Here is a 19,645-nt window from a genome sequence, read left to right on the forward strand (position 1 = left end):
TGAACCGAGATGAGCACCAGCGACGATTTTCCCGCCCTTTCCGGCCTCGTGACAGGCTATTTCCATCAAGACATGGACCTGGAATACGACAGTATACCACAAGCGCTTGCAGGATACGCAGGCCTCACGGAGGAAGCGCGGAAGCACCAGCTACAGCATGAGATGGACACCTTTCTGGAGCGCTTTCACAACGATCTGGAAGGTGAGTTTTCCAGACGCTACTGGTTCGACTTCACTCCCGAAGTGATCGGACAAACGGTGCCGGAATTTTTCGACATGGTAAGGACGATCCTTGCCGATCCCGAAAGCTACTTGCGTTTCGAACCACGCAATTGAAATCGTGAAGGTTATGCTTCAGGACCCGGATAGCTGTAAACGCTTCGATCCGTAAAGCAGAGTGCCGCATGAATGTCACCGATGAAGAATTTCCCGCGCTTTTCGGTATCGTTGCCGGGGCCTTGCATCAAGACATCGATTTGGAATACGACACAGCTGCGCAAGCGCTGGCAGGATACGCACGCGCGACGAAATGTTTCGAGAAGCAAATGCTGCTTTCTGAAACGGAACGGTTCCTCGAACGGTATCACAACGATCTCGATGGCGAGTTCGCCCGGCGCTTCGGGTTTAATTTCACACCCAAATCCATAGGATATACAGTGCCGGAGCTTTTCGACATGCTCAGAACAATCCTGGATGATCCGGAGAGCTATATGCGTTTCGAACCGCGGAATTGATTGATAAAATCGCGATCAAGGTTCGGTAGTCGGCCGATGCCGACTTCAGTTTCTCGAAGGCAACTCTCCCTTTCTCAGGAATTTTCAGCGCCATTGAACATTCCTTTACAACTTCAGATTCAGCCTAAGCGCAGTTTGGTCTGGTGGCTGAAAACTCATCCATCCTGCAGCCGTCAATCCTGTGAGAAATGGAGATCAGCGACGAACTGGGCGAAGCTAGCAGAATACTGCGTGATCAGGCCATACTCCTGCGCCTCCTCGAAAGGTTCGGGCTCACCTTCATAGGCAACCAACTCGTGGTCCAGCAGAAAAATCTGGCCATATCTTTCCTCTGTCATGCACAACATGATGGCGTTGCCGCCAGCATCATTGCCGATGCACAGGAGCCCTTCAGGCAAAGGATAGGCACTGGGCTTGTCAAATTCCGCCTCGACTTCTCTCAGAGAGTTCATATGCCGCAGAAGCAGGTCGCGTTCTTCCGCGTCGAGATAGGATACTGCCGTTTCGAAGATCAAGCCGCCACCGGAGATAGTAAGAAATGCACGGTAATCCCCAGGCAGTGTCTTGCCAAGCTTGCGCTCGAAAGCCTTAAGTTGATCTTCCGTCGCACGCTCACCGCCCTCATTCCGGATCGCTCCAGCAAATTGCTCAGGTGTCATGGCCGGTCTCCTTTCAGTTGTGTTCTACAGCGTTGGATTTGCGCGTTGGGCCACAGCCCCTAGAATGCCCATGAGCGCCAGTGAGAGTGCGATATAGTTGAGTTTGGTGGCGGAGAAAGACTTTAGCTTCGATGGGCCACGAACCAGTCGAAGGCCGTAGTAGATGACGACATGGGCCGCCAAGAAAAAGCCAAGCGGGCCAAGAATCATCTGACCAAACGCCTCTCCCCAATTTCCATCGCTTGCCATCTGCGCAGCGTAAGGCGCGTTCAAAAAGCCCGCTATAAACAGTAGAACAAAGAAACATATGGTCAGATGCACGTGTGCCCCCTCAACCGCCACGAAAATCATCAACTCAAGGGTGTTTTAATTGTGGCGGGACGAAAAAAATCAGTGATCGTTTCGTGCACGTATGTCTTTGCAACCAAACTGGCTTCAAACCGTTCACGGTCACGCTAATTCGTCCAAGACGCAAAAGCCGTCAGGCGTATTTCCCGATCCCGGTTGGAGACCAGTTCATGAGCGATTCGACTGGCAGAGAAGCCTCTGCTTATCCTTTTCAATCTCTTTTCGTGCCGTTTCCGTTCGTGTGTTTCTCGATGGCGCTCGGGACTGATATTGCCTATTGGCAGACCGCCAATCTTTTGTGGCTAAATTTTTCGGCATGGCTGCTGTTTGCAGGCCTCGTGTTCGGCGGACTGGCATTGCTCGCCGGGTTCGTCGATCTGTTCCGGGTGCGCACGCGGCCGATGCGGCCTTCCCTGTTTTCAATCGTGCTTTTCATCGGCATGCTGGTCTTGGCACTGCTCAACAGTCTCGTTCATGCCGGTGACGGCTGGACAGCGGTGGTGCCTTACGGGCTGCTGATCTCGACCATGACATTCGTCGTGGCGCTGACGACCGTCGCCGCGTCTTCCCGCAAATATGCACGACTGGCCTGGAGAGTATGATGATCGCGCGCCGCCTTGTTCACACCTCTGTTCTGATGGGCAGTGTTGCCCTCATCCTCTCTGCCTGCAATGAAGCGGATCAGTCCTTCGACCCGGCACAGCAGATCGGGGCCGACCCGGTTCTGCCGGAGCCGTCTTCGAGCCTTATTCCCGACCTGAAGGTGGCCGAGGTCGTCGGTTGGAAGGATGGCGAGACGCCGACTGTGCCGGAGGGTCTGAAAGTGACCCTATACCAAAAGGACCTCGCCAACCCACGGACCGTGCACACGCTGCCCAATGGCGACGTTCTGGTCGTCCAGTCGCGCGGGCCGAAGGGACAGTCCCCATCGCGGCCGAAGGACATTATCCGTGGCTGGATCATGGCCATTTCGCACGGCGAGACGCGTCCGCAGAAGGAAAGCAATCTCATCACGCTGCTGCGCGATACCAACCGCGATGGCACTGTCGATGAACGCCACGATCTGCTGACGAAGCTGGATTCGCCTTTCGGTGTCGCCTTTGCCGACAATACGCTCTACGTCGCCACCGCGAGCGAGATTCTTGCCTATCCCTACCAGCTTGGGCAGAACGACATCACCGCCGAACCAAAGCTGCTCACGCCGCTTCCCGGCGGGCCCATCAACCACCATTGGACCAAGGATCTGGCGCTGAGCCCCGATGGCAAGTTTCTCTATGCTTCCGTCGGCTCCAATTCCAACATTGTTGAAAATGGCATGGAGGCGGAAAAGAACCGCGCCGCAATTTTGCAGGTCGACCGTCAGACAGGTGCGTTCAAGCTGTTCGCATCCGGCCTTCGCAATCCCAACGGCCTTGCGTTCAACCCTGAGAGCAAGGAGTTATGGGCAGTTATCAACGAGCGTGACGAGCTGGGACCGAACCTCGTTCCCGACTACATGACATCTGTAAAAGAAAACGGGTTCTACGGCTGGCCGTGGAGTTATTATGGCAATCATGTCGATGCCCGTGTCTACCCGCCCCGCCCGGATATCGTTGCAACGGCCATCAAGCCGGACTACGCTTTATCCAGTCATGTGGCCGCGCTTGGCCTCACCTTCACGCTCAACTCCGCCATGCCTGCAGCCTACGCAAACGGCGCTTTCATCGGCGAGCACGGCAGTTGGAACCGCAACGCCTTCAACGGCTACCGGGTGACCTATGTGCCATTCGAAAACGGCAAGCCATCGGGCAAGACACAGGACGTGGTGACCGGCTTCATTCAGGGTGACAATGCCAGAGGCCGTCCCGTTGGCGTCGGCATTGATGGCACAGGCGCCTTGCTGGTGGCGGATGATGCGGGGAATTCGGTCTGGCGCGTGGCGGCAGCCGATGGCACTGTGACACCGGCCCCCATCGCGACCGATGATGTATCGGGTGGCGGCGCGCAAGCCATGGCAGCTCCCGCCAACTAAGATGCAGCAATGGCCGGCTTCAACGTCGCCGGCCATTGCCTGTTCATCTCTTTCAGGCGGAACTTTTGGAAAACACGTGAATGCGCCGATGTCCGACGCGCATCATCAATATCCTCGAGGGAAAATCAGAACGGCTTCCTTCTCCCCATTTCCCCCAACTGAAATCAATGCTAACCCTCAGCTGTTCCAAAACGGGAAAACAGCGTGTTCCGAGTTCCATTTCTTGTTGCAATCTCGCTTCTGGTCGCCTTCGGGGGCGGAATTTTATCCACGCTTGCGGCGCTGGAAGCCACCGACGGTTTCGGCTCCATCAAGATCGGCGCGTGGGATGCCTTTCCCGAAGCGCAGACGATCGAGGCAGATCCCTACGCCAAGTCGCACAGGTCCGATGCGGGCAAGCTGCTGTATGGGACAGCCGAAGGTCTGAGCTTTACCGCCTCAACCGATAGCGATGGCCAGCGCCTGACCGGTCAGTGCCGGTATCGTTTGACTGGCAACGTGCCCCCTTCCCGCTTCTGGACGCTTTATGCAGCAGACCAGCAGGGCAATCTTCTGGATGACGGCTCTGGCCGCCCCTTCGCGCTCAATTCCCGCACACTTTTGCACGGGCCTGATGGCGGCATGGATATCAGTGTGGCCGCCAGCGCCCAGACCTACAATTGGCTTTCGGTGCCACAGGGTCGCAATTTCAAGCTGGTTCTGACATTGCTGGATACGCCGGTGGCGGGCAGCACGGGGCTCATCGACATCAAGATGCCGGATATCCGCAAGGCAGGATGCGGCAATGCTTAAGGTCGTCTTCGCTGTTTTCGTCGGGCTTGTGGGTGCAGCCGTCCTGCACTTGATCATTTTGCTATCGACGCCGCATTTTTCCAACCGCGATGCCTATACGCGTGCGGTCGCAGAAGGCGGGTCGAACCAGTTTCACCTTCTGGATGACAGCCGTGAAAAGACGGAGCTTGGCAGCGGCGATCCCTTCATGCGGGTGGCCGTGTGCACCTTCGACATCGCGGACAAGCCCATGCGTCTTGAGGCGTTCGGGGCGGTTCCCTTCTGGTCTGTGGCGATTTTCGACAGCGCATCCAATGAAATCTTCAGCATGAACGACCGCACCTCTGCCGGAGGCGAGTTGGATATTCTGGTCGCCAATCAGGTGCAGCTGGCCGCCATTCGCAAGTCACAGCCTGCTGCCCTGTCGCAGTCCATTCTGGTGGAAGCAGCCCAGAGCAAAGGCTATGCGGTGCTGCGCACCATGGTGCCGCAGCCAAGCTTCGTGGAGGAGGCGACGCGGTTTCTGAGCGAAGCAAAATGTGCAGTAGCGCCATGGCAGTAGACTGCCTTCACGCGTCACCCTGAGGAAGCCTATCCGGCATCCTTGATGGCGGCAAGCTTGCGTTTGCGCGGTTTCTTCTGCGCATCCATCTTGATGTCGATGATGGGGCGTTCATAGCGCACGCCGGTAAAGAACAGAAGTTGCGCAGGTCCGCCTGCGGTGTTCTCCGGTGGCGCCGGTCGGCTGAGGCGGCGCGTGGCCGCATAAAACGAGATAATGTCTGCCATAATCTTCTCCCTTCAGGGGCATGACGATTGATTTTGATCAGAGTGCGCGGATCGTGCGAACGCGCGGGAATGCCATCACCACAAACATTGTGCATCTCCAGTCCACAGACTGGCATGGGAGACGTATGCGCGAGAACGGGGCTTGTGCCTGCCGCCTCGCCTGCCAGATATCGCACCCTATGGGATGCGCCGAATCTCTGGCTGCTTCAGGCATTAAAAACACGCAAAGATTAACCGATCGTTAATCCTAATATTCTCGTGCCAGCACAGAATTCATTACAATTCGATCTGTTGCATAAACCATTCATCGAGACTGCGTTCACAGTCCTGTGAATACAGATTTCGGTCTCCTTTTAAAAGCGCTTGAAAAAATTGACGAATTTCAAGCGCTCCAGAAAATTACGGGTTAATTTTCCACCATGGCGTGTTTGACGCATGTCGTTGGCGTCATGTCTAACGCGCTGAGCCGCCATGATGTCGGTCAGGGGCTCGTCGCTCGGTGTTACACGCACGGTCGACGAGTTCCCGCTAGCGCGTTCTGAGGCGATATCCCGACGTCGCCCACGTTTCTCATTTCAAAAATATATTCTTAAAATTCGCTGTGAATAAGCGCAAAAAACCGCTTTGCCCCATGGCTGGTTAACAGGACGTCAACACGTTTGATCTAATTTGATCATAGTGTTTTGTTTTGCGTCTGTTGGGTATTGCGTTGACCGACCGGTTTCGAGAATTAGAGAGGCCAAGGGCCGAGAGGAAGAAAGACGTGGTGCTGATGGCCACCGTATCGAGTTTTGAAGGTCTTTCTCATCCGTCCAGGTCAGAACTGCGCCAGTTCGCGGAATTGTTTCTGCCGTTGTTTTCCGCCTCCACACCAGAGGCGAAGCGGGAGGCGATTGCGGCCTTGTCTCAAAACCCGAACGTGCCGTCGGCCGTCGCCTTCTTCATTGCCAGCCAGCCGATTGCGCTCTCTGCGCCATTCCTTGTCTCGTCCAAATGTCTGGACGACGACACGCTGATTACCATTGCCCGCACGCAAGGCGGCGCCCATGCGCGCACGATCGTGCGTCGGGATGACCTGTCGCCCACTGTCATCGACGCGTTGGTCGGCCTTCGGCATTCGCGCCCGGCGGTTCGCTCTGGCGCGGACGATGCGGAGGCTGCAACACCAGACCTGTCGCTTTTCACCCAACAGACCATTGCGGACCGTGAAGAGGATTTGCGCCGGCAGTTGCGCACCATGGCGCGGCAGCTCAACCGGTCCCAATCGGACAGTCTGGGACGTCGTCGTCTGACCGATGTGCAGGAAGCCCTGCTTATTCGCTTCGCCCGCGCCCGCGATGCCCGCCAATTCTGCCGTGCCCTGTCGGACTCGCTTGCAGCCAGCCATTGGTTATCGGAACGGCTGATGCTCGATATTTCCGGCCAGCAGCTGGCAACGACCATGGTTGGCCTGGGCATGGAATTCGTGGACGCAGCCTTCGTGCTGGAAAGCTTCTACCCGCATCTGAAGGTTCGCGATGGCGATATGTCGCGCGCGGAACTGATGATTGACAGCCTCGATGCCGCCCAGTGCGAAGACCGCATCGAACGCTGGCGTCGTGCAGATAGCGACACGGTCGATCCCAACAGGGAGAACGTGGAGATGCGCGACGATGCGCATGAGCGGCTGGTTGTGAGACGGTAGTTTTCAAAGGGCTGACGCAAGATCGAAGATGGCTGCCCTGGTCAGACAAGCTCTAACAAGCCTTCCACACTTTCCGTCTCCAGTTCAAGAACCCACAGATCGCTGTCGAAACGGCGCTCCTTCTCCAGCAATGCCTCGACATCCTGCGCCTCAGCGCCCGACAGGCGTTGTTCGAAGCGGCGTTGTGACCTTGCCTCCTCGTCATCGGACAGGCTTTGGGGTGCGGGACCGTAGAGGTTCTCCAGACCAGTGCGAAGACGCTGGCGGATGAAGATGGCGCCCGCGGCCTCTGCCCCCTTGCGTTCCACGGCGGCGAAATCGCCCGCCGAAAAGACACGGCGAATGAGGGCGGAAACGAACATCTCGGATTTGAGGCGCATGCTCACTCGATATCACAGAGCGCCGATGGATTTCAGCTTTTTCAGCACCGCTTCGCTGGGCTCCCCGGTTTCGGGCAGACGGTAGTGCTTTTCGAAGTTCCTGATAGCGGTGCGTGTCTGCTCGCCCGGAACACCATCCACCTTCACATCGGCATAGGCGATGTTGACCAGACCCTGCTGGATTTTCGCCACCAGATCCTTTTGCGCAGGCTTGGGCGCATTGCCTGATGTCAGCGATACGGACTGCGGCTTTGGCTGTTGGGCGTCGGCGTTGCGAATGGCGGCGGCGACCGGATCGATAGCAACGCCACCGGAATTCGGCTCGGCCGGGCGATCCTTCGGCAGGGCCTTGGGAATGGCGGCAACGGTGGTTGCGCTGTCGATCTTCATGGCCGAGAGAACGCGGCTTGTGGGTTCGCCCGTCTGCTCCATGCCGACGGTTTCCTCGAAGAAGAGAATGGCCGCTGTCGTGCGTGGACCGGGCATCCCGTCTGCCGGGCCTTCATACAGGCCCCGGCGGGCCAGTTCCCTCTGGATTTCGGCCACGAGTTCCGATGGCTGGTGCGCGGTGGCTTGCGGCTCCGACTGCGTGATGACCGACGCCACATCGGCAGGTTGGGCGGCCGCCGGGGCGGATGGCGCCTGCGGCGCATCGCCTGGTCGTTCTATGCGGAATGTCGTGACATTGCCGTTTTCACCGAGGTCCGAGGCGACGCGATAGCCGGGAATGCCGTTGGGGTTTTCCTCGTCGCGCGTGCGCAGGAAAGGCGATGGATGATGGCCAGGCTGATACCACAGAGCGTTCGCGGCAACGAAGCCGAAGACCACAAAAAACGAGGCGCTGCCGCCCACCAGTTTGGGATGCCGCAGGATGTGTTGCCCCATGGCGAGTGCTGCCACAGAAACGAAACCGGGCTCTTTGCGAGCCGGTGTTTTCCTAGGCGATTTTCGCTTTGGCGCGGCCATCCGCAACGTCCTCCTTCATCATCTTGCTCGCGCCAGCAACCTGTGGCTTGAGACGTGGCGGAAACTCCACCGGAACACTGGCATCATCGAAATCCGAGCCTTCAACATAGCCCGAGCCATCGGCAGGCAGAAGGATGGTGACAACGGTGCCTTCACCGGCACGGCTGGAAATCGCAAAGCTTCCGCCGTGCAGTTCCACCAGCCCCTTGACCAGAGCCAGACCCAGACCCGTGCCCTCATAGCGGCGGGTAAATTCATTCTGCACCTGCATGAAGGGCTGGCCCAGAAACGCAATCTTGTCAGCCGCGATGCCGATGCCGGTATCGCTGACGGTCAGCTTCAGTGTGCCGCCCTCCAGCGATGCATCTATGGAGACCACACCACCCGATTCGGTAAACTTGATGGCATTGCTCGCCAGATTGATCAGAACCTGCTGGATGGCGCGCTGATCTGCCACCACTTCGCCGATATCTCTTTGAACGCGGCTGGTCAGCGTCAGGCCCTTCTGCTTGGCCTGAAGACCCAGCATGCCTTCACAGGTGGCGATGGCATCGGTCATGCTGAACGGCTCCATGATCAGCTCGTAGCGGCCCGCTTCCAGCTTGCTCATATCCAGCATGGTGTTGACGACCGACAGAAGGTGCGCGCCGGACTGGCGGATGAGCGACACGTATTCGCGCTGACGGTCATTTTCCAGCTTGCCGAAATATTCGCCTGCCAGAATATCAGAAAAACCAAGGACGGCGTTGAGCGGCGTGCGCAATTCGTGGCTGACAGCCGCCAGAAACCGCGACTTGGCGTCGTTGGCCTGTTCTGCCTCGGTGGCTTTGCGAACCACCTCCTTGCGCAGAATTTCCTTTTCGGTGATGTCACGCATCTGGCCGACAACGCCGATCAGCCTGCCGCTGCCATCCCGCTCTGCGGTCATGTCGATGCGTGCGTAGAGAAACTGGCTCTGGCGAACGCCAATGGCGTTTTCAAAGCGCAGATCGGCAACCGCGTTCTCGTGACCCTGGCGCAACGTATCGAACGCCTGCATCAGCCCGATGCGGTCCGACACATGCACCAGCTCGGCGAAGAGGTGGCCTGTGCAGTTCTGGAAATGGACCGGAAATTGCCTGAGATCGCGACCCGAGACACCTTTGACGATGCCGTGCTCATCGAAGAACAACATCAGGCCGGGCATATGTGTGGTCGACACCATGTTCTTGTTTACGGGTGCGGCGACGATGTCTTTCATCTGCGGCCTGCGAAGCGCAAGCACGCATGCGGCGGCGGCAAGGAACACGGCGACGACTGTCGCGACGCCCAGTGGCAGCGCGACGGAAACGGGGAAGGCAAAGCAGAAAACGACAGGGACGACGAAGACAGCCGCGACGCCCGAGGCAACCAGTCTGCGCAACGCATGCACCGTGGCGACCCGTACGCTGGCATCTTCTTCCATGCGCGAAAGCCACATGCCAGTGGCATGATCGATCGACGCAATCGCTTTTTCCGTTATGTTACGCAATACCTGAACACCGAATTCCAAATGGGCGAAAGAGCCCTTAACCATGGCTGACAATAGAGGCCCGCGGCTTAAGGAAAGGCTAAAAGGGAACCCTCCTCCCCCGGTTAAAGCCGTGCGGAATCCCATTTCGGCGCATTTGCCCAAGACTTTGCGTTTCATGGTTAATGGCAGGTAAGCGAAGGATTTCGTTATATTTTTCCCATTGTGTTAATCTTTGTGGCAGGCAATCGGCGCTTGATCCCCTGCATTTGTTGGCGCCCGCCGCAATTATGCTTAACATCAGCAGTTAAAACTTGAACGAAATGCGCAAGATCGTTCAGCGACGGAACAAATAGCTACAATTTGAATTAAATCCCGACGTTTTTCGCAAATGGCTGTTGGTCTGTTGGGGATAGGGTGTTTGCAAGCCCGAAACGAAGCAAACGGAACAGGGCAGATACGGATGACCCGAAAAGGGCGGCGTTATAACAGGGTAGTTTCGCTATGTGGTTTCTGATCAAGTCGTCGATCTTCTTTTCGCTGGTTCTGGTGGCGCTGTCCTATTTTGGCGGTTCGCAAGACGGCACATCGCAGACCTCGCAGATGAATGTCGCAGGCGCCGTATCGGCTGCCAGCGAGGCCTACCACTATGTGAGCGCCATCTGCGTCGAAAAACCCGATGTCTGCGTCAAGGGCGCCGAGACATTCCACGCTCTGGGCGAAAGAGCCCGCGAAGGCGCGAAGGTCGCCTATCAGTTGATTGATGCCCAGCTTGCCGACAACGAGCCTGTCACCAAGATTGCCGAGGCCGCATCTGTGAAACCCGCCGTGACCATGCCTGCCGAGACAATTGACGTGGCACAGCAAAGCGACGACATCAAAACCGGCACCATCAAATCGCAGCCCTACGTGCCCCTGCCCCAGCGCCGCCCGGCACAGTGAGCCGCAAAGACTGCATGGTACCATTGGCGATATATCCTTATCGCAAACCCGCTTGCGGCCCATCTTTGGGCCGCCTGACTGCCCGACTTGCCAAGCCCTGCACGAGTTGCTTCGTCGCAGGGCTTTTTTTCGTGCCGACAGCGGTTCAATTCAAGAGAGGTTTGGCCTATATGCTGGCTTAGACATAAGGGATGATGGATCAATGGCTTCTCTCGACAAGATCATGGACGACTTTGAGTTCCTCGACGATTGGGAGGATCGCTACCGATATGTGATCGAACTTGGCAAGGAACTGCCCGATCTGGCAGACGAGAAGAAGACGGTCGACAACAAGGTGCAAGGCTGTGCCAGCCAGGTCTGGCTCGTCAGCCACAGCGATGGTGCGGCCGATCCGGTGTTGACCTTCGAAGGCGATTCCGACGCCCACATCGTGCGCGGCCTGGTCGCCATCGTCATGGCGGTCTATTCCGGAAAAAAAGCCTCGGATATCGCCAAACTCGATGCCATCGACGTCTTCGGCAAGATCGGCCTTGTTGAACACCTCTCCTCCCAGCGCGCCAACGGCCTGCGCTCGATGATCAACCGCATCCGCGCCGAGGCGCAGGTGCTGGCGGCTTGATCTCACACAACAGGTCGGTACCCATCGGCACCCCAGTGGTGGCTATCCCGTCTGCGAACGGAGGGCTGGGGTGGGGCATAGTGGCGGGACAGGGCGAGCAAGGCTGTTCGCAGCATGAGTTTGGCTGAACGGACCGGCCATTGGCGTTCGCGCTCGACCAATTCCAGGCCCTTTTCGAAACAGCAGACATCGATAGCGACGCCGGAGAGTTCGGGGCCCATGGCGTCTGCGGCGTTTGAGACGCGCAGGCGCGCGGCCATGGCGGTGTCACTCAAGTCTTGTGCGCCGTTGGTTTGTCCTTTGGTGCGCTTTGCCAGACGCGGCTCCCATGATGCGGTGATGCGCGGGCTCAAATGGCCGCGATGGAAATCTTGGGCCAGCCTCTCGCCTGCGTCGAGCGCCTCTGCGGTAAAGAAGCCCTGTCCATCACGATCCTTCAAACGCGCCAGCGCCATCAGCGGTGTGGACAATTCGTTGCGTCGCACGCTCTGCCGGGCGCCATCGACCTCTATGGAGACGACGTCCGACTGGCGGTGCTGCTCTTGAAAAATCTCATCCCGTTCCTTGACCATGGCGCGCTTGAGATAGGCACTGGCGGCGCTTTCGCAGACCAGGTTTCCGCCCTGCCAACGCACCAGCCCCATCGACACGGCCTTGTCGAGCGGAGGACCTGCCATCAGCAAAGGCTGAGGCGCGGTGTCAATGGCAATATCGAAGATGCCGTTGACGTCTTTGACGCGAGCGGTGTTGCGGCCGATGAATTTGAGCAGCCGGATAATGGCCTGATCCGGTTTGCTGTGGGCTTTGCTCCCTTTCTCAGTCATGTGCATCGGTCTCCAGCAGCGCGACGAGGGATTTGCACCTCTCCTCGACAGCCGTCACGAATGCGTCGAAGCCGGGATCGTCGCGGCGATCTTCCACATGCTGGCATGTGAGACTGACCGTGGAGCGGTCGCGCCCGAAGCACACAGCGACTTCCGGAAGCGGCAGCGAAAGAACGACATGGCAGACATAGATCGATATTTGCCGGATATGCGACATGGCATGCCTGCGGTCCCGCCGAACCGTGTCACGCTCGACGATCTCGGCAAACATATCGCAGGTGATCTGGCGGACATGTTGGCAGGCCTGACGTTGCGCCGCGGTGACGTTTGGCAATGGCAGATGTGCCATGATGGTCGAGGGATAGGGACCTATGGTCCCGGGCCGATGGGGCAATGCGATGAGCGACATGGTGAAATTCCTCATAAATAGGAATTAATTCATACACCACGAAAAACGAGCTTACAATCTCTGAAATAGGCCCCACGCCATAAGCGTTTGAAATCAATCGGAACTATTTCAGTTCAAATGAAAAAAGGACTATTTTCTCATGCCTGCTGGGCGTCACGCACAAAAAAGCCGGTCACTCGGACCGGCTTTTCCTATTTTTTGAATTGCAGATATCAACGTGCGGATTTACGACGCTGGCCGAGGCCCATTTCCTTGGCGAGGCGCGAACGCGCTTCTGCATAGGCTGGAGCAACCATCGGGTAATCCATCGGCAAATCCCACTTTTCGCGGTATTCTTCCGGAGTGATGCTATGATGCGTCGTCAAATGACGCTTGAGCGACTTGAACGAACCACCGCATTCCAGGCAGATGATCTGATCATCCTGAACCGATTTGCGCACAGACACCGCAGGCTTCTGCTTTTCGACGTTGACCGCTGCCACGACCGGGGTCGAGGTGCCGCTGAGGGCTGTGTGGACATCTGAAATGAGGCCTGGAAGCTCCGTGACCGGAACGACGTGGTGGCTAACATAGGCAGCTACGATATCTGCCGTCAGTTCGACAAGCAGATCCTGAGCGCCGCCATATGTAGTTTCCGTCATCTATATCTCTCCTATTCGTATCTTCAAAAGCATAGGCTCATCGGCCTTTTGCCCTTGAAGTGAAGTTAACCCCAAGGTCGATTTGCGATCGAATGAAGCATCCGGCCGGGCTTTCCACACGGCGCAAGATTTCTTTCCATAACTGCAGAAATCGAAATAGATATCCGGATATTTTCCAATGGAGATAGTTTAGCCATCAATAAAATGTCTAACCGGACTATCGATATCGCAGGACGCAAATCAACATCATCTACTTTACCTACCGTGGATAACACCAAACCAAAAAAAGTCCAATTATTATTTTGGACTATTTCAGAAGAAATTGCACTTGTTTCATCTACTAGAAATCATAGATGACAAAGTTAAAATATGCTCAAAAATCCAATACAGCAATAGTCTAGCAAACAGATCAACTCAACTTAAGGTCTGCTTTACGCTGATCTATTACGGTTGTAGAGGACAGTCGATAACCAACCTGATGCGCAGCTTTGGCAAGCAAATGTGCGGATACTGGGGCAGTCAGAACAACAAAGAGAAACCCGACGAGGCAGCGCGCAAAAACAGCAACCTCGAGTGAATTGATGCCGACGCAAAGAAGAAGAAGTCCCGAGCCGACAGTCCCGGCCTTGGAAGCGGCATGCATGCGAGTATAAAGGTCGGGAAAACGGTTGATACCAATGGCCGCGATAAGTGAAAACGTTGCGCCGCACAGCAAAAGCAGACTGACGAGAATGGCGAGGAACCAGCTCATTTTTTTGCTCCTTTCACGTTTTTCCGCTTGGGTTTTCTGCCCGCACCTGACGAGGATGCGGGCAATACATCCGTCCCATCCAGGATCTGCCTGGCCCTTTTGCCCTCTTCCGGTCGGCGCGACAGAACGAAACGCGCAAATGCAACCGTTGCAAGAAAGCCGACAAGGCACAGGGCGATGGCGATATCGACATAGAGATCGAAGCCAGTACGAATGGCGATGACGGCGATAAAGCCGATGGCGATACCGACCAGCGTGTCCAGCGCGATGATTCTGTCCGGCAGGGTCGGCCCCACCACCACCCGGTAGACCGCCAGAAGGAAAGCCACGGACAGAATGATGGAAGCACCAATGGTGGAAAAGGATAGCAGCGCGTCAGGGGTCACTTGCGAAACGCCTCCATGATCTTGCGCTCGAAGCCATCGGCAATCGACCGCTTTGTGGCCTCGACATCGCTGCAATCCAGGGCATGGATATAGAGGATGGCGCGGTCGTCCGAGACATCGACCGACAGCGTGCCGGGGGTGAGCGTGATGAGATTGGCCAGAAGCGTGATCTCGAAATCGCTCTTCACCGCCAATGGATAGGCAAATATTCCGGGCTCCAGCACCAGCTTCGGTCTGGTGACCGTTTTCGCGACCGTCCAGGCCGACAGGGCCAGTTCCTTGAAGAACAGGAGGGCCAGCGACAGGATCGCGGGGATGCGCGCCCAATAGGTTTCGCTTGGACCAAGCTGGTGGCGAACGATGCCGATGGACAGCGCTGCGATCCCCATGCCGAACAGAAGATTGGGGACCGTATAGCTGCCGGAAATGGCCAGCCAGACGAGCGTGAACAGCAGACCCAGAACGACATGTCTCATCTTACGGCTCCCTGTGGAAAGACGGAGCGGATGTAGGCGGCCGGATCTGCGAGACCGTCTGCCGCCTGCTGGCTGAGCTTCATCACCTGTTCGGGAAACAGACCAACGCCGATGACGAGCAGGGTCAGCGCCACGACGGGCGCGAGGCTGGGCGGATTGGCAACGGTCGCGACCGCCTTCATGCCGGGTGGTGACGGACGCCAGAAGCACAGAAGAAAGACGCGGGCAAATGCGATGGTGCACAGAAAGCCTGACACGAGAATGGATGCTGCCAGCCACCACGCACCGATATCAATGGCGGATTTGGTCAGCATGGCCTTGGGCCAGAAGCCGGAAAAGGGCGGCAGGCCGGAGCCTGCGAAAAACAGCGCCAGTGCCATACCCGAAAACACGGGCGCCTTGGTGTAGAGGCCGCTGAGATCCGACATCGTCCACGCACCGCCGATGCGGGCCGCATGGCCGATGGTCAGATAGAGTGCGGTCATGACGACAACGGAATTCAGCGCATAAAAGACGACGCCTCCCACCGCAGACGGTGAGCCGATGGCCACGCCTGCAAGCATGGTGCCGATACCGGAAATGACGATATAGCCCATCATGCGTCTCAGATCATTCTGCGCCAGCGCGCCCATGGCACCGAGGATCATGGTCAGAGCCGCGACGACGGCGATCACCAGGCTCAACTCATCCCGCTGCACCGGAAACAGCATGATCATGACGCGCAACAGTGCGTAGATGCCGACCTTGGTCAGCAGCCCCCCGAACAGGGCCGACACGACGATCTTGGGCGTATGATAGGATGCTGGCAGCCAGAAATTGACCGGAAAAGCCGCAGCCTTCATGGCGAAAGCCAGGGTGAACAGAGCAGCCAGCGTCATCAAGGGCGCTTCGCTGCCCGCCGTCGTCACACGCGCAGCGATATCCGCCATGTTGAGCGTGCCGAAGATGGCATAGAGATAGCCGACGGCGATCAGAAACAGCGTTGTACCGATGAGATTGAGCACCGCGTATTTCAGCGCACCATCGATCTGTTCCTTCGTCGAGCCCAGAACGATGAGGCCGAAGGAGGAGACGAGAAGCACTTCGAACCAGACATACAGATTGAAGATATCGCCGGTCAGGAATGCGCCACTCACACCTGCCATGAGCAGCATGAGAAACGGGTAAAAGCCGTAACGACGTCCAGCCTCGTCCATATCCGCGTTGGCATGGATGGCGCAGGCAAGGGCTGCGAGGGCACCCGCCAAAGCGAGGGACGCGCCCGTCACATCGGCCGTAAACGCAATGCCGAAAGGCGGGAGCCAGCGGCCCATGACCATGGTGAAAGGACCATCCACCACCACCTTCCACAGCAGCGCAGCATTGATCGCCACCAGCAGGAACAGGCCTGAAATGGCGATTGCGGCGTGAAGGCGGGTGGAGCGGCGCACCATCATCAGGATAGCACCTGTCGTGATGCACAGTGCGACGGGCAGGATGATCAGCCAGTCGGCCAGCGGCGTTGCCTGCATGACGAGGGCTGTAGACAGATCGATGGGCGTAGAACCGGAAGCGGCCATGTGTGTCTTGTCCGTTTCTCAATAGCCGAGCGGCGGAAGCGGTTCACGCGCCGGTTCTGCGGCACGCATTTCATTGGTGTCGTCGGTCTTCAACGCCTGGAACGCCCGCCAGACCAGCACGGCCAGAAAGCAGAAAAAGCAGAAGGAGATGACGATGGCCGTAAGGATGAGCGCTTGCGGCAACGGGTTTGCCGTCGTAGCCGCCAGCACATCCTCTCCCGCCCCGATGATGGGCGGCACCTCCCGTGTCAGCCTGCCTGCGGTAAACAGCAGCAGATTGACCGCATTGCCGAGGAGGGCGATGCCCAGCAGCAGGCGCACACTGTGGCGCGACAACATGAGGTAGATCGCGGCGGAAAAGAAAATGCCGACGAGACCGGAAAAGACCGCTTCCATCAGTCACGCTCCCTTTCTTCCAGGGCCAGTGCTATTGCGGTAAAGCCTCCGACCACGACGAGATACACGCCGATATCGAAGGAGATGACGGTGGCGAGCGGCACTTCCACGCCCGCAAGGCTGGGATAGATCCACAGCCCGGTCATGAAGGGAACGCCGACAAAGACCGAGACCATGCCGGACAGCGTGGCGAGCAACAGCCCGAAACCGGCAATCGACAGCGGGTCAAAGACGATGGCGCGCCGCACAGTTCCCACCCCGAAGGCGATGCCATAGACCGCAAGCGCCGACACGGCAATCAACCCGCCAATGAAGCCGCCACCGGGTTCGTTATGGCCGCGCAGCAGGACGAAAATGGAAAACAGCAGCATGAGGCTGGTGATGACCGGCGCGACGGTACGGAAGATCAGTGTGTTCATGCCCTGCCCGCCTTATCCGCGCCGGTTGAAGGTTTTGAACGGACCCGGATCAGCGCCAGAATGGCAAGACCGGTGATCATGACAACCGCGATTTCGCCCAGCGTGTCTGTGCCTCGGAAATCCACGATGATGACGTTGACCACGTTGTTTCCGTGGGCGATGACCTTGGAATAGGCACCGAAGAATTCGCTGAGGCTGGCATTGAACGGCTGTTGCGTTGCCTTCAGCAACATGAGCGCAAAGCCCGTGCCGCAGGCCAGCGCGATGCTGCCATCCAGCAACTTCTGACCTTTGCCACGGTGATCGGATGGCCACAGGCGCAGCCGGGTCATGACCAGCGTGAAAATCACGACCGACAGCGTTTCCACCATGAACTGGGTGAACGACAGATCCGGCGCACCGAACAGCAAAAACAGCACAGCGACAGCAAAGCCCTGAATGCCGAGCGCGACGATGGCCGTCAGACGGCTGGCCGCCGTCAGCACCGCGATCAGGCCGATGATGGCGATGACGATGAAGGTGAGTTCGTGAAACTGGATTTCTGACGGCCAGGAGGGCATGGACGGCACCTCGCCATAGGCAAAGATCGGCACCAGCAAAACGAGCGCGATCATGGCGAAGGTGGCGGTGACGTAAAATTCCAGCCTGCCCGGCTGAACCATGCGCGTGACGAAGAAGGACAGCTTGACCAGCCCGGATATGACGCGATCAAACGCTTTGTCCGGCCCCGGACCGGCCGCATCGAATGCACGGACCATCAGCCCGCGTGCCAGCGTCAATTTCGTATAGATCATGACGCCAAGCGCCACGGTGAACAAAGAGAGTGCCAGCGGAACACCGACATGTGGCAACAGCGACATGTCCACCGGGCGCGGCTCGCCTGCGATGGCCGTCGCCATGGGCGTCGAGACAACAGCGTGAAAAGCACCCGAAAACAAGGCTGCCAAAAGCCCGCCGAGCGCCAGGGTGACGGGACCAAGCCAGAGCAGGATCGGGCCTTCATGGGCATGTTTCGGCGTGGTCTTCGGCTTGCCGACAAAGGGTTTCAGCGCCACCGCGAAAGCGACGGCCAGCATCAGCGCGTTTCCGATGATGGCGATGCCAGTGAAAAGAATGGCGCGGGGATTGGCTTGCGCCAGCGCGTAGTAGATTTCCTCCTTGGCCAGAAAGCCGATGAACGGCGGCAGGCCCGCCATGGAAATGGCCGCTGCCAGTGCGGCGATAAAGGTGATGGGCATGGCTTTGCGCAAACCGCCAAGCTTCGTCACGTCTCGCGTTCCCGCTTCATGATCGATAATGCCTGCGACCATGAACAGCGCGCCCTTGAACAGCGAATGCGCCACCAGATACAGCACCGCCGCCTCGATGGCGTGCTCTGTCCCGAAACCCGTCAGCATGACCAGAAGGCCGAGCGACGACACGGTGGTATAGGCCAGCATCAGCTTCAGATCCGTCTGGCGGATGGCGAGACATGCGCCCGTCAGCATCGTCAGCCCACCGAAGAAGGGCAAGAGGATTTCCCAGGCTGCCGTGTCGCCCATGACAGGGTTCAGCCGCATCAACAGATAGACGCCCGCCTTGACCATGGTGGCGGAGTGCAGATAGGCCGAAACCGGCGTTGGCGCTTCCATGGCGTTGGGCAGCCAGAAGTGAAACGGGAACTGTGCCGATTTGGTAAAGGCACCACCCAGCACAAGCAGCAGCGTGGCGAAATAGAACGGGCTCTGGCGCAACACGTCATTGCCGTGCACCAGCAGGGAAAGCTGCGTTGTGCCGCTGATGTTCCAGATGAAGATGATGCCTGCCAGAAGGGCGAGCCCGCCACCGCCGGTGACCACCAGCGCCTGCAAGGCTGCGCGCCGGGATGCTTCGCGGCGGTGATCAAAGCCGATGAGCAGGAAGGATGTGATCGAGGTGAGTTCCCAATAGACGAACAGCATCATCAAGCTGTCCGACACAACGACGCCCAGCATCGCGCCCATGAACAGCAGAAGAAAGGCCAAGAAACGCCCCTGCTGCGGATCACCTTTCATGTAACCGCCCGCATAGAGCACGACGAGCGTGCCGATGCCGGTGATGAGCAGCGCAAAGGTGAGCGACAGACCGTCGATGAACCAGGAAAAGCTGAGATTGAAGCTCGGCACCCAGACGTAACCGCCGGTCACGATCTCGCCCGCTGCGACTTCCGGAATGAAACCAAGGAAGTGGACGAAGGCGGCTGCGGGCGCGAGCGCCAGGAGCCAGACGGCATGATGACCGAGCCTGCGAACGACAAAGGGCGCGCACAATGCCACGATGAAAGGCAGGAAAAGCACGGCGAATGTCAGCAGCGGGATATGTCCAATCATTTCGTCTCCCCAGCCCTGCCGATGTCTACGGCCCCGTTTTGTTA

General features: G+C 57.8%; 25 protein-coding genes. 9 read left to right on the plus strand and 16 right to left on the minus strand.

The window, feature by feature from the left end; translation table 11 throughout:
• Window positions 1–9 precede the first annotated feature (9 nt).
• Both GGQ73_RS15740 and GGQ73_RS15745 read left to right on the plus strand, forming a co-directional pair.
• Window positions 10–336, plus strand: a complete 327-nt coding sequence (locus GGQ73_RS15740; RefSeq protein ID WP_183897120.1) for a contact-dependent growth inhibition system immunity protein — start codon at window positions 10–12, stop codon at window positions 334–336.
• 68 nt (window positions 337–404) lie between these two features.
• Complete coding sequence (locus tag GGQ73_RS15745) at window positions 405–734, plus strand: contact-dependent growth inhibition system immunity protein (RefSeq protein WP_183897121.1); 330 nt, start codon at window positions 405–407, stop codon at window positions 732–734.
• A gap of 173 nt (window positions 735–907) precedes the next feature.
• On the opposite strand, the gene GGQ73_RS15750 is transcribed toward GGQ73_RS15745, so the two are convergent.
• On the minus strand, window positions 908–1,393 hold the full coding sequence (locus GGQ73_RS15750) for an SMI1/KNR4 family protein (RefSeq protein WP_183897122.1): 486 nt from the start codon (window positions 1,391–1,393) through the stop codon (window positions 908–910).
• Between the two features lie 24 nt (window positions 1,394–1,417).
• Window positions 1,418–1,666: a hypothetical protein gene (locus GGQ73_RS15755; RefSeq protein WP_183897123.1), complete on the minus strand. Its 249-nt coding sequence runs from the start codon at window positions 1,664–1,666 to the stop codon at window positions 1,418–1,420.
• A 245-nt stretch (window positions 1,667–1,911) separates the two neighbouring features.
• Between GGQ73_RS15755 and GGQ73_RS15760 the strand changes: the two genes are divergently transcribed.
• The 4 genes from GGQ73_RS15760 to GGQ73_RS15775 all read left to right on the plus strand — a co-directional run bounded on the left by GGQ73_RS15760 (window position 1,912) and on the right by GGQ73_RS15775 (window position 5,085).
• On the plus strand, window positions 1,912–2,343 hold the full coding sequence (locus GGQ73_RS15760) for a DUF2231 domain-containing protein (RefSeq protein WP_183897124.1): 432 nt from the start codon (window positions 1,912–1,914) through the stop codon (window positions 2,341–2,343).
• Between the two features lie 35 nt (window positions 2,344–2,378).
• A complete protein-coding gene (locus GGQ73_RS15765) occupies window positions 2,379–3,752 on the plus strand; it encodes a PQQ-dependent sugar dehydrogenase (protein ID WP_412762986.1) in 1,374 nt (457 codons plus the stop codon).
• 204 nt (window positions 3,753–3,956) lie between these two features.
• Entirely contained in the window at window positions 3,957–4,544 is a 588-nt protein-coding gene (locus GGQ73_RS15770) for a DUF1214 domain-containing protein (protein ID WP_183897126.1), read from the plus strand.
• Window positions 4,537–5,085, plus strand: coding sequence for a DUF1254 domain-containing protein (locus GGQ73_RS15775; RefSeq protein WP_174152419.1), 549 nt, complete (start codon window positions 4,537–4,539; stop codon window positions 5,083–5,085). Before GGQ73_RS15770 ends, GGQ73_RS15775 begins: the two co-directional genes overlap by 8 nt.
• A gap of 29 nt (window positions 5,086–5,114) precedes the next feature.
• On the opposite strand, the gene GGQ73_RS15780 is transcribed toward GGQ73_RS15775, so the two are convergent.
• Window positions 5,115–5,312 (minus strand): hypothetical protein, encoded by a 198-nt coding sequence (locus GGQ73_RS15780; RefSeq protein WP_174152418.1) that lies wholly within the window; start codon window positions 5,310–5,312, stop codon window positions 5,115–5,117.
• Between the two features lie 772 nt (window positions 5,313–6,084).
• Between GGQ73_RS15780 and GGQ73_RS15785 the strand changes: the two genes are divergently transcribed.
• Window positions 6,085–6,996 carry a DUF2336 domain-containing protein gene (locus GGQ73_RS15785; RefSeq protein ID WP_183897178.1) on the plus strand — a complete coding sequence of 304 codons (912 nt, stop codon included), beginning with the start codon at window positions 6,085–6,087 and terminating at the stop codon, window positions 6,994–6,996.
• Window positions 6,997–7,037: 41 nt separating this feature from the next.
• Here the strand turns inward: GGQ73_RS15785 and GGQ73_RS15790 are convergent, their stop codons facing one another.
• From GGQ73_RS15790 to GGQ73_RS15800, 3 genes are read right to left on the minus strand one after another with little or no spacing between them, the layout of a single operon-like run.
• On the minus strand, window positions 7,038–7,376 hold the full coding sequence (locus GGQ73_RS15790; RefSeq protein WP_183897127.1) for a DUF1491 family protein: 339 nt from the start codon (window positions 7,374–7,376) through the stop codon (window positions 7,038–7,040).
• A 12-nt stretch (window positions 7,377–7,388) separates the two neighbouring features.
• A complete protein-coding gene (locus tag GGQ73_RS15795) occupies window positions 7,389–8,342 on the minus strand; it encodes a peptidoglycan-binding domain-containing protein (RefSeq protein ID WP_183897128.1) in 954 nt (317 codons plus the stop codon).
• Window positions 8,314–9,897, minus strand: a complete 1,584-nt coding sequence (locus GGQ73_RS15800) for a sensor histidine kinase (protein ID WP_183897179.1) — start codon at window positions 9,895–9,897, stop codon at window positions 8,314–8,316. The genes GGQ73_RS15795 and GGQ73_RS15800 overlap by 29 nt, the downstream gene beginning before the upstream one ends.
• 438 nt (window positions 9,898–10,335) lie before the next feature.
• On the opposite strand from GGQ73_RS15800, the gene GGQ73_RS15805 reads away from it, so the two are divergent.
• Together GGQ73_RS15805 and GGQ73_RS15810 are read left to right on the plus strand one after the other, a co-directional pair.
• On the plus strand, window positions 10,336–10,773 hold the full coding sequence (locus tag GGQ73_RS15805) for a DUF5330 domain-containing protein (protein ID WP_183897129.1): 438 nt from the start codon (window positions 10,336–10,338) through the stop codon (window positions 10,771–10,773).
• 202 nt (window positions 10,774–10,975) lie between these two features.
• Window positions 10,976–11,392, plus strand: a complete 417-nt coding sequence (locus tag GGQ73_RS15810; protein WP_174152414.1) for a SufE family protein — start codon at window positions 10,976–10,978, stop codon at window positions 11,390–11,392.
• Between the two features lie 2 nt (window positions 11,393–11,394).
• On the opposite strand, the gene GGQ73_RS15815 is transcribed toward GGQ73_RS15810, so the two are convergent.
• From GGQ73_RS15815 to GGQ73_RS15860, 10 genes are all read right to left on the minus strand, one after another.
• A complete protein-coding gene (locus GGQ73_RS15815; RefSeq protein ID WP_412762983.1) occupies window positions 11,395–12,216 on the minus strand; it encodes a DUF6456 domain-containing protein in 822 nt (273 codons plus the stop codon).
• Window positions 12,209–12,625, minus strand: coding sequence for a helix-turn-helix domain-containing protein (locus tag GGQ73_RS15820; RefSeq protein WP_234910991.1), 417 nt, complete (start codon window positions 12,623–12,625; stop codon window positions 12,209–12,211). Before GGQ73_RS15820 ends, GGQ73_RS15815 begins: the two co-directional genes overlap by 8 nt.
• 212 nt (window positions 12,626–12,837) lie before the next feature.
• Window positions 12,838–13,266 carry a Ros/MucR family transcriptional regulator gene (locus tag GGQ73_RS15825; RefSeq protein ID WP_174152412.1) on the minus strand — a complete coding sequence of 143 codons (429 nt, stop codon included), beginning with the start codon at window positions 13,264–13,266 and terminating at the stop codon, window positions 12,838–12,840.
• Window positions 13,267–13,675: 409 nt separating this feature from the next.
• Window positions 13,676–14,017, minus strand: a complete 342-nt coding sequence (gene mnhG / locus GGQ73_RS15830; RefSeq protein WP_183897131.1) for a monovalent cation/H(+) antiporter subunit G — start codon at window positions 14,015–14,017, stop codon at window positions 13,676–13,678.
• Window positions 14,014–14,403: a cation:proton antiporter gene (locus tag GGQ73_RS15835; RefSeq protein WP_183897132.1), complete on the minus strand. Its 390-nt coding sequence runs from the start codon at window positions 14,401–14,403 to the stop codon at window positions 14,014–14,016. Before GGQ73_RS15835 ends, mnhG begins: the two co-directional genes overlap by 4 nt.
• Window positions 14,400–14,879, minus strand: a complete 480-nt coding sequence (locus GGQ73_RS15840; RefSeq protein WP_174152409.1) for a Na+/H+ antiporter subunit E — start codon at window positions 14,877–14,879, stop codon at window positions 14,400–14,402. Before GGQ73_RS15840 ends, GGQ73_RS15835 begins: the two co-directional genes overlap by 4 nt.
• Complete coding sequence (locus tag GGQ73_RS15845) at window positions 14,876–16,438, minus strand: Na+/H+ antiporter subunit D (RefSeq protein WP_183897133.1); 1,563 nt, start codon at window positions 16,436–16,438, stop codon at window positions 14,876–14,878. Before GGQ73_RS15845 ends, GGQ73_RS15840 begins: the two co-directional genes overlap by 4 nt.
• Before the next feature lie 18 nt (window positions 16,439–16,456).
• On the minus strand, window positions 16,457–16,834 hold the full coding sequence (locus GGQ73_RS15850) for a Na+/H+ antiporter subunit C (protein ID WP_174152407.1): 378 nt from the start codon (window positions 16,832–16,834) through the stop codon (window positions 16,457–16,459).
• Window positions 16,834–17,253 (minus strand): Na(+)/H(+) antiporter subunit B, encoded by a 420-nt coding sequence (locus tag GGQ73_RS15855; RefSeq protein WP_174152406.1) that lies wholly within the window; start codon window positions 17,251–17,253, stop codon window positions 16,834–16,836. Before GGQ73_RS15855 ends, GGQ73_RS15850 begins: the two co-directional genes overlap by 1 nt.
• The gene (locus GGQ73_RS15860) at window positions 17,250–19,601 is read right to left on the minus strand and encodes a putative monovalent cation/H+ antiporter subunit A (RefSeq protein ID WP_183897134.1); all 2,352 of its coding nucleotides are present in this window, start codon (window positions 19,599–19,601) and stop codon (window positions 17,250–17,252) included. The genes GGQ73_RS15855 and GGQ73_RS15860 overlap by 4 nt, the downstream gene beginning before the upstream one ends.
• Window positions 19,602–19,645: the final 44 nt, after the last annotated feature.

The sequence above is a fragment of the Rhizobium skierniewicense genome, assembly GCF_014196515.1.
Lineage (GTDB): Bacteria > Pseudomonadota > Alphaproteobacteria > Rhizobiales > Rhizobiaceae > Agrobacterium > Agrobacterium skierniewicense.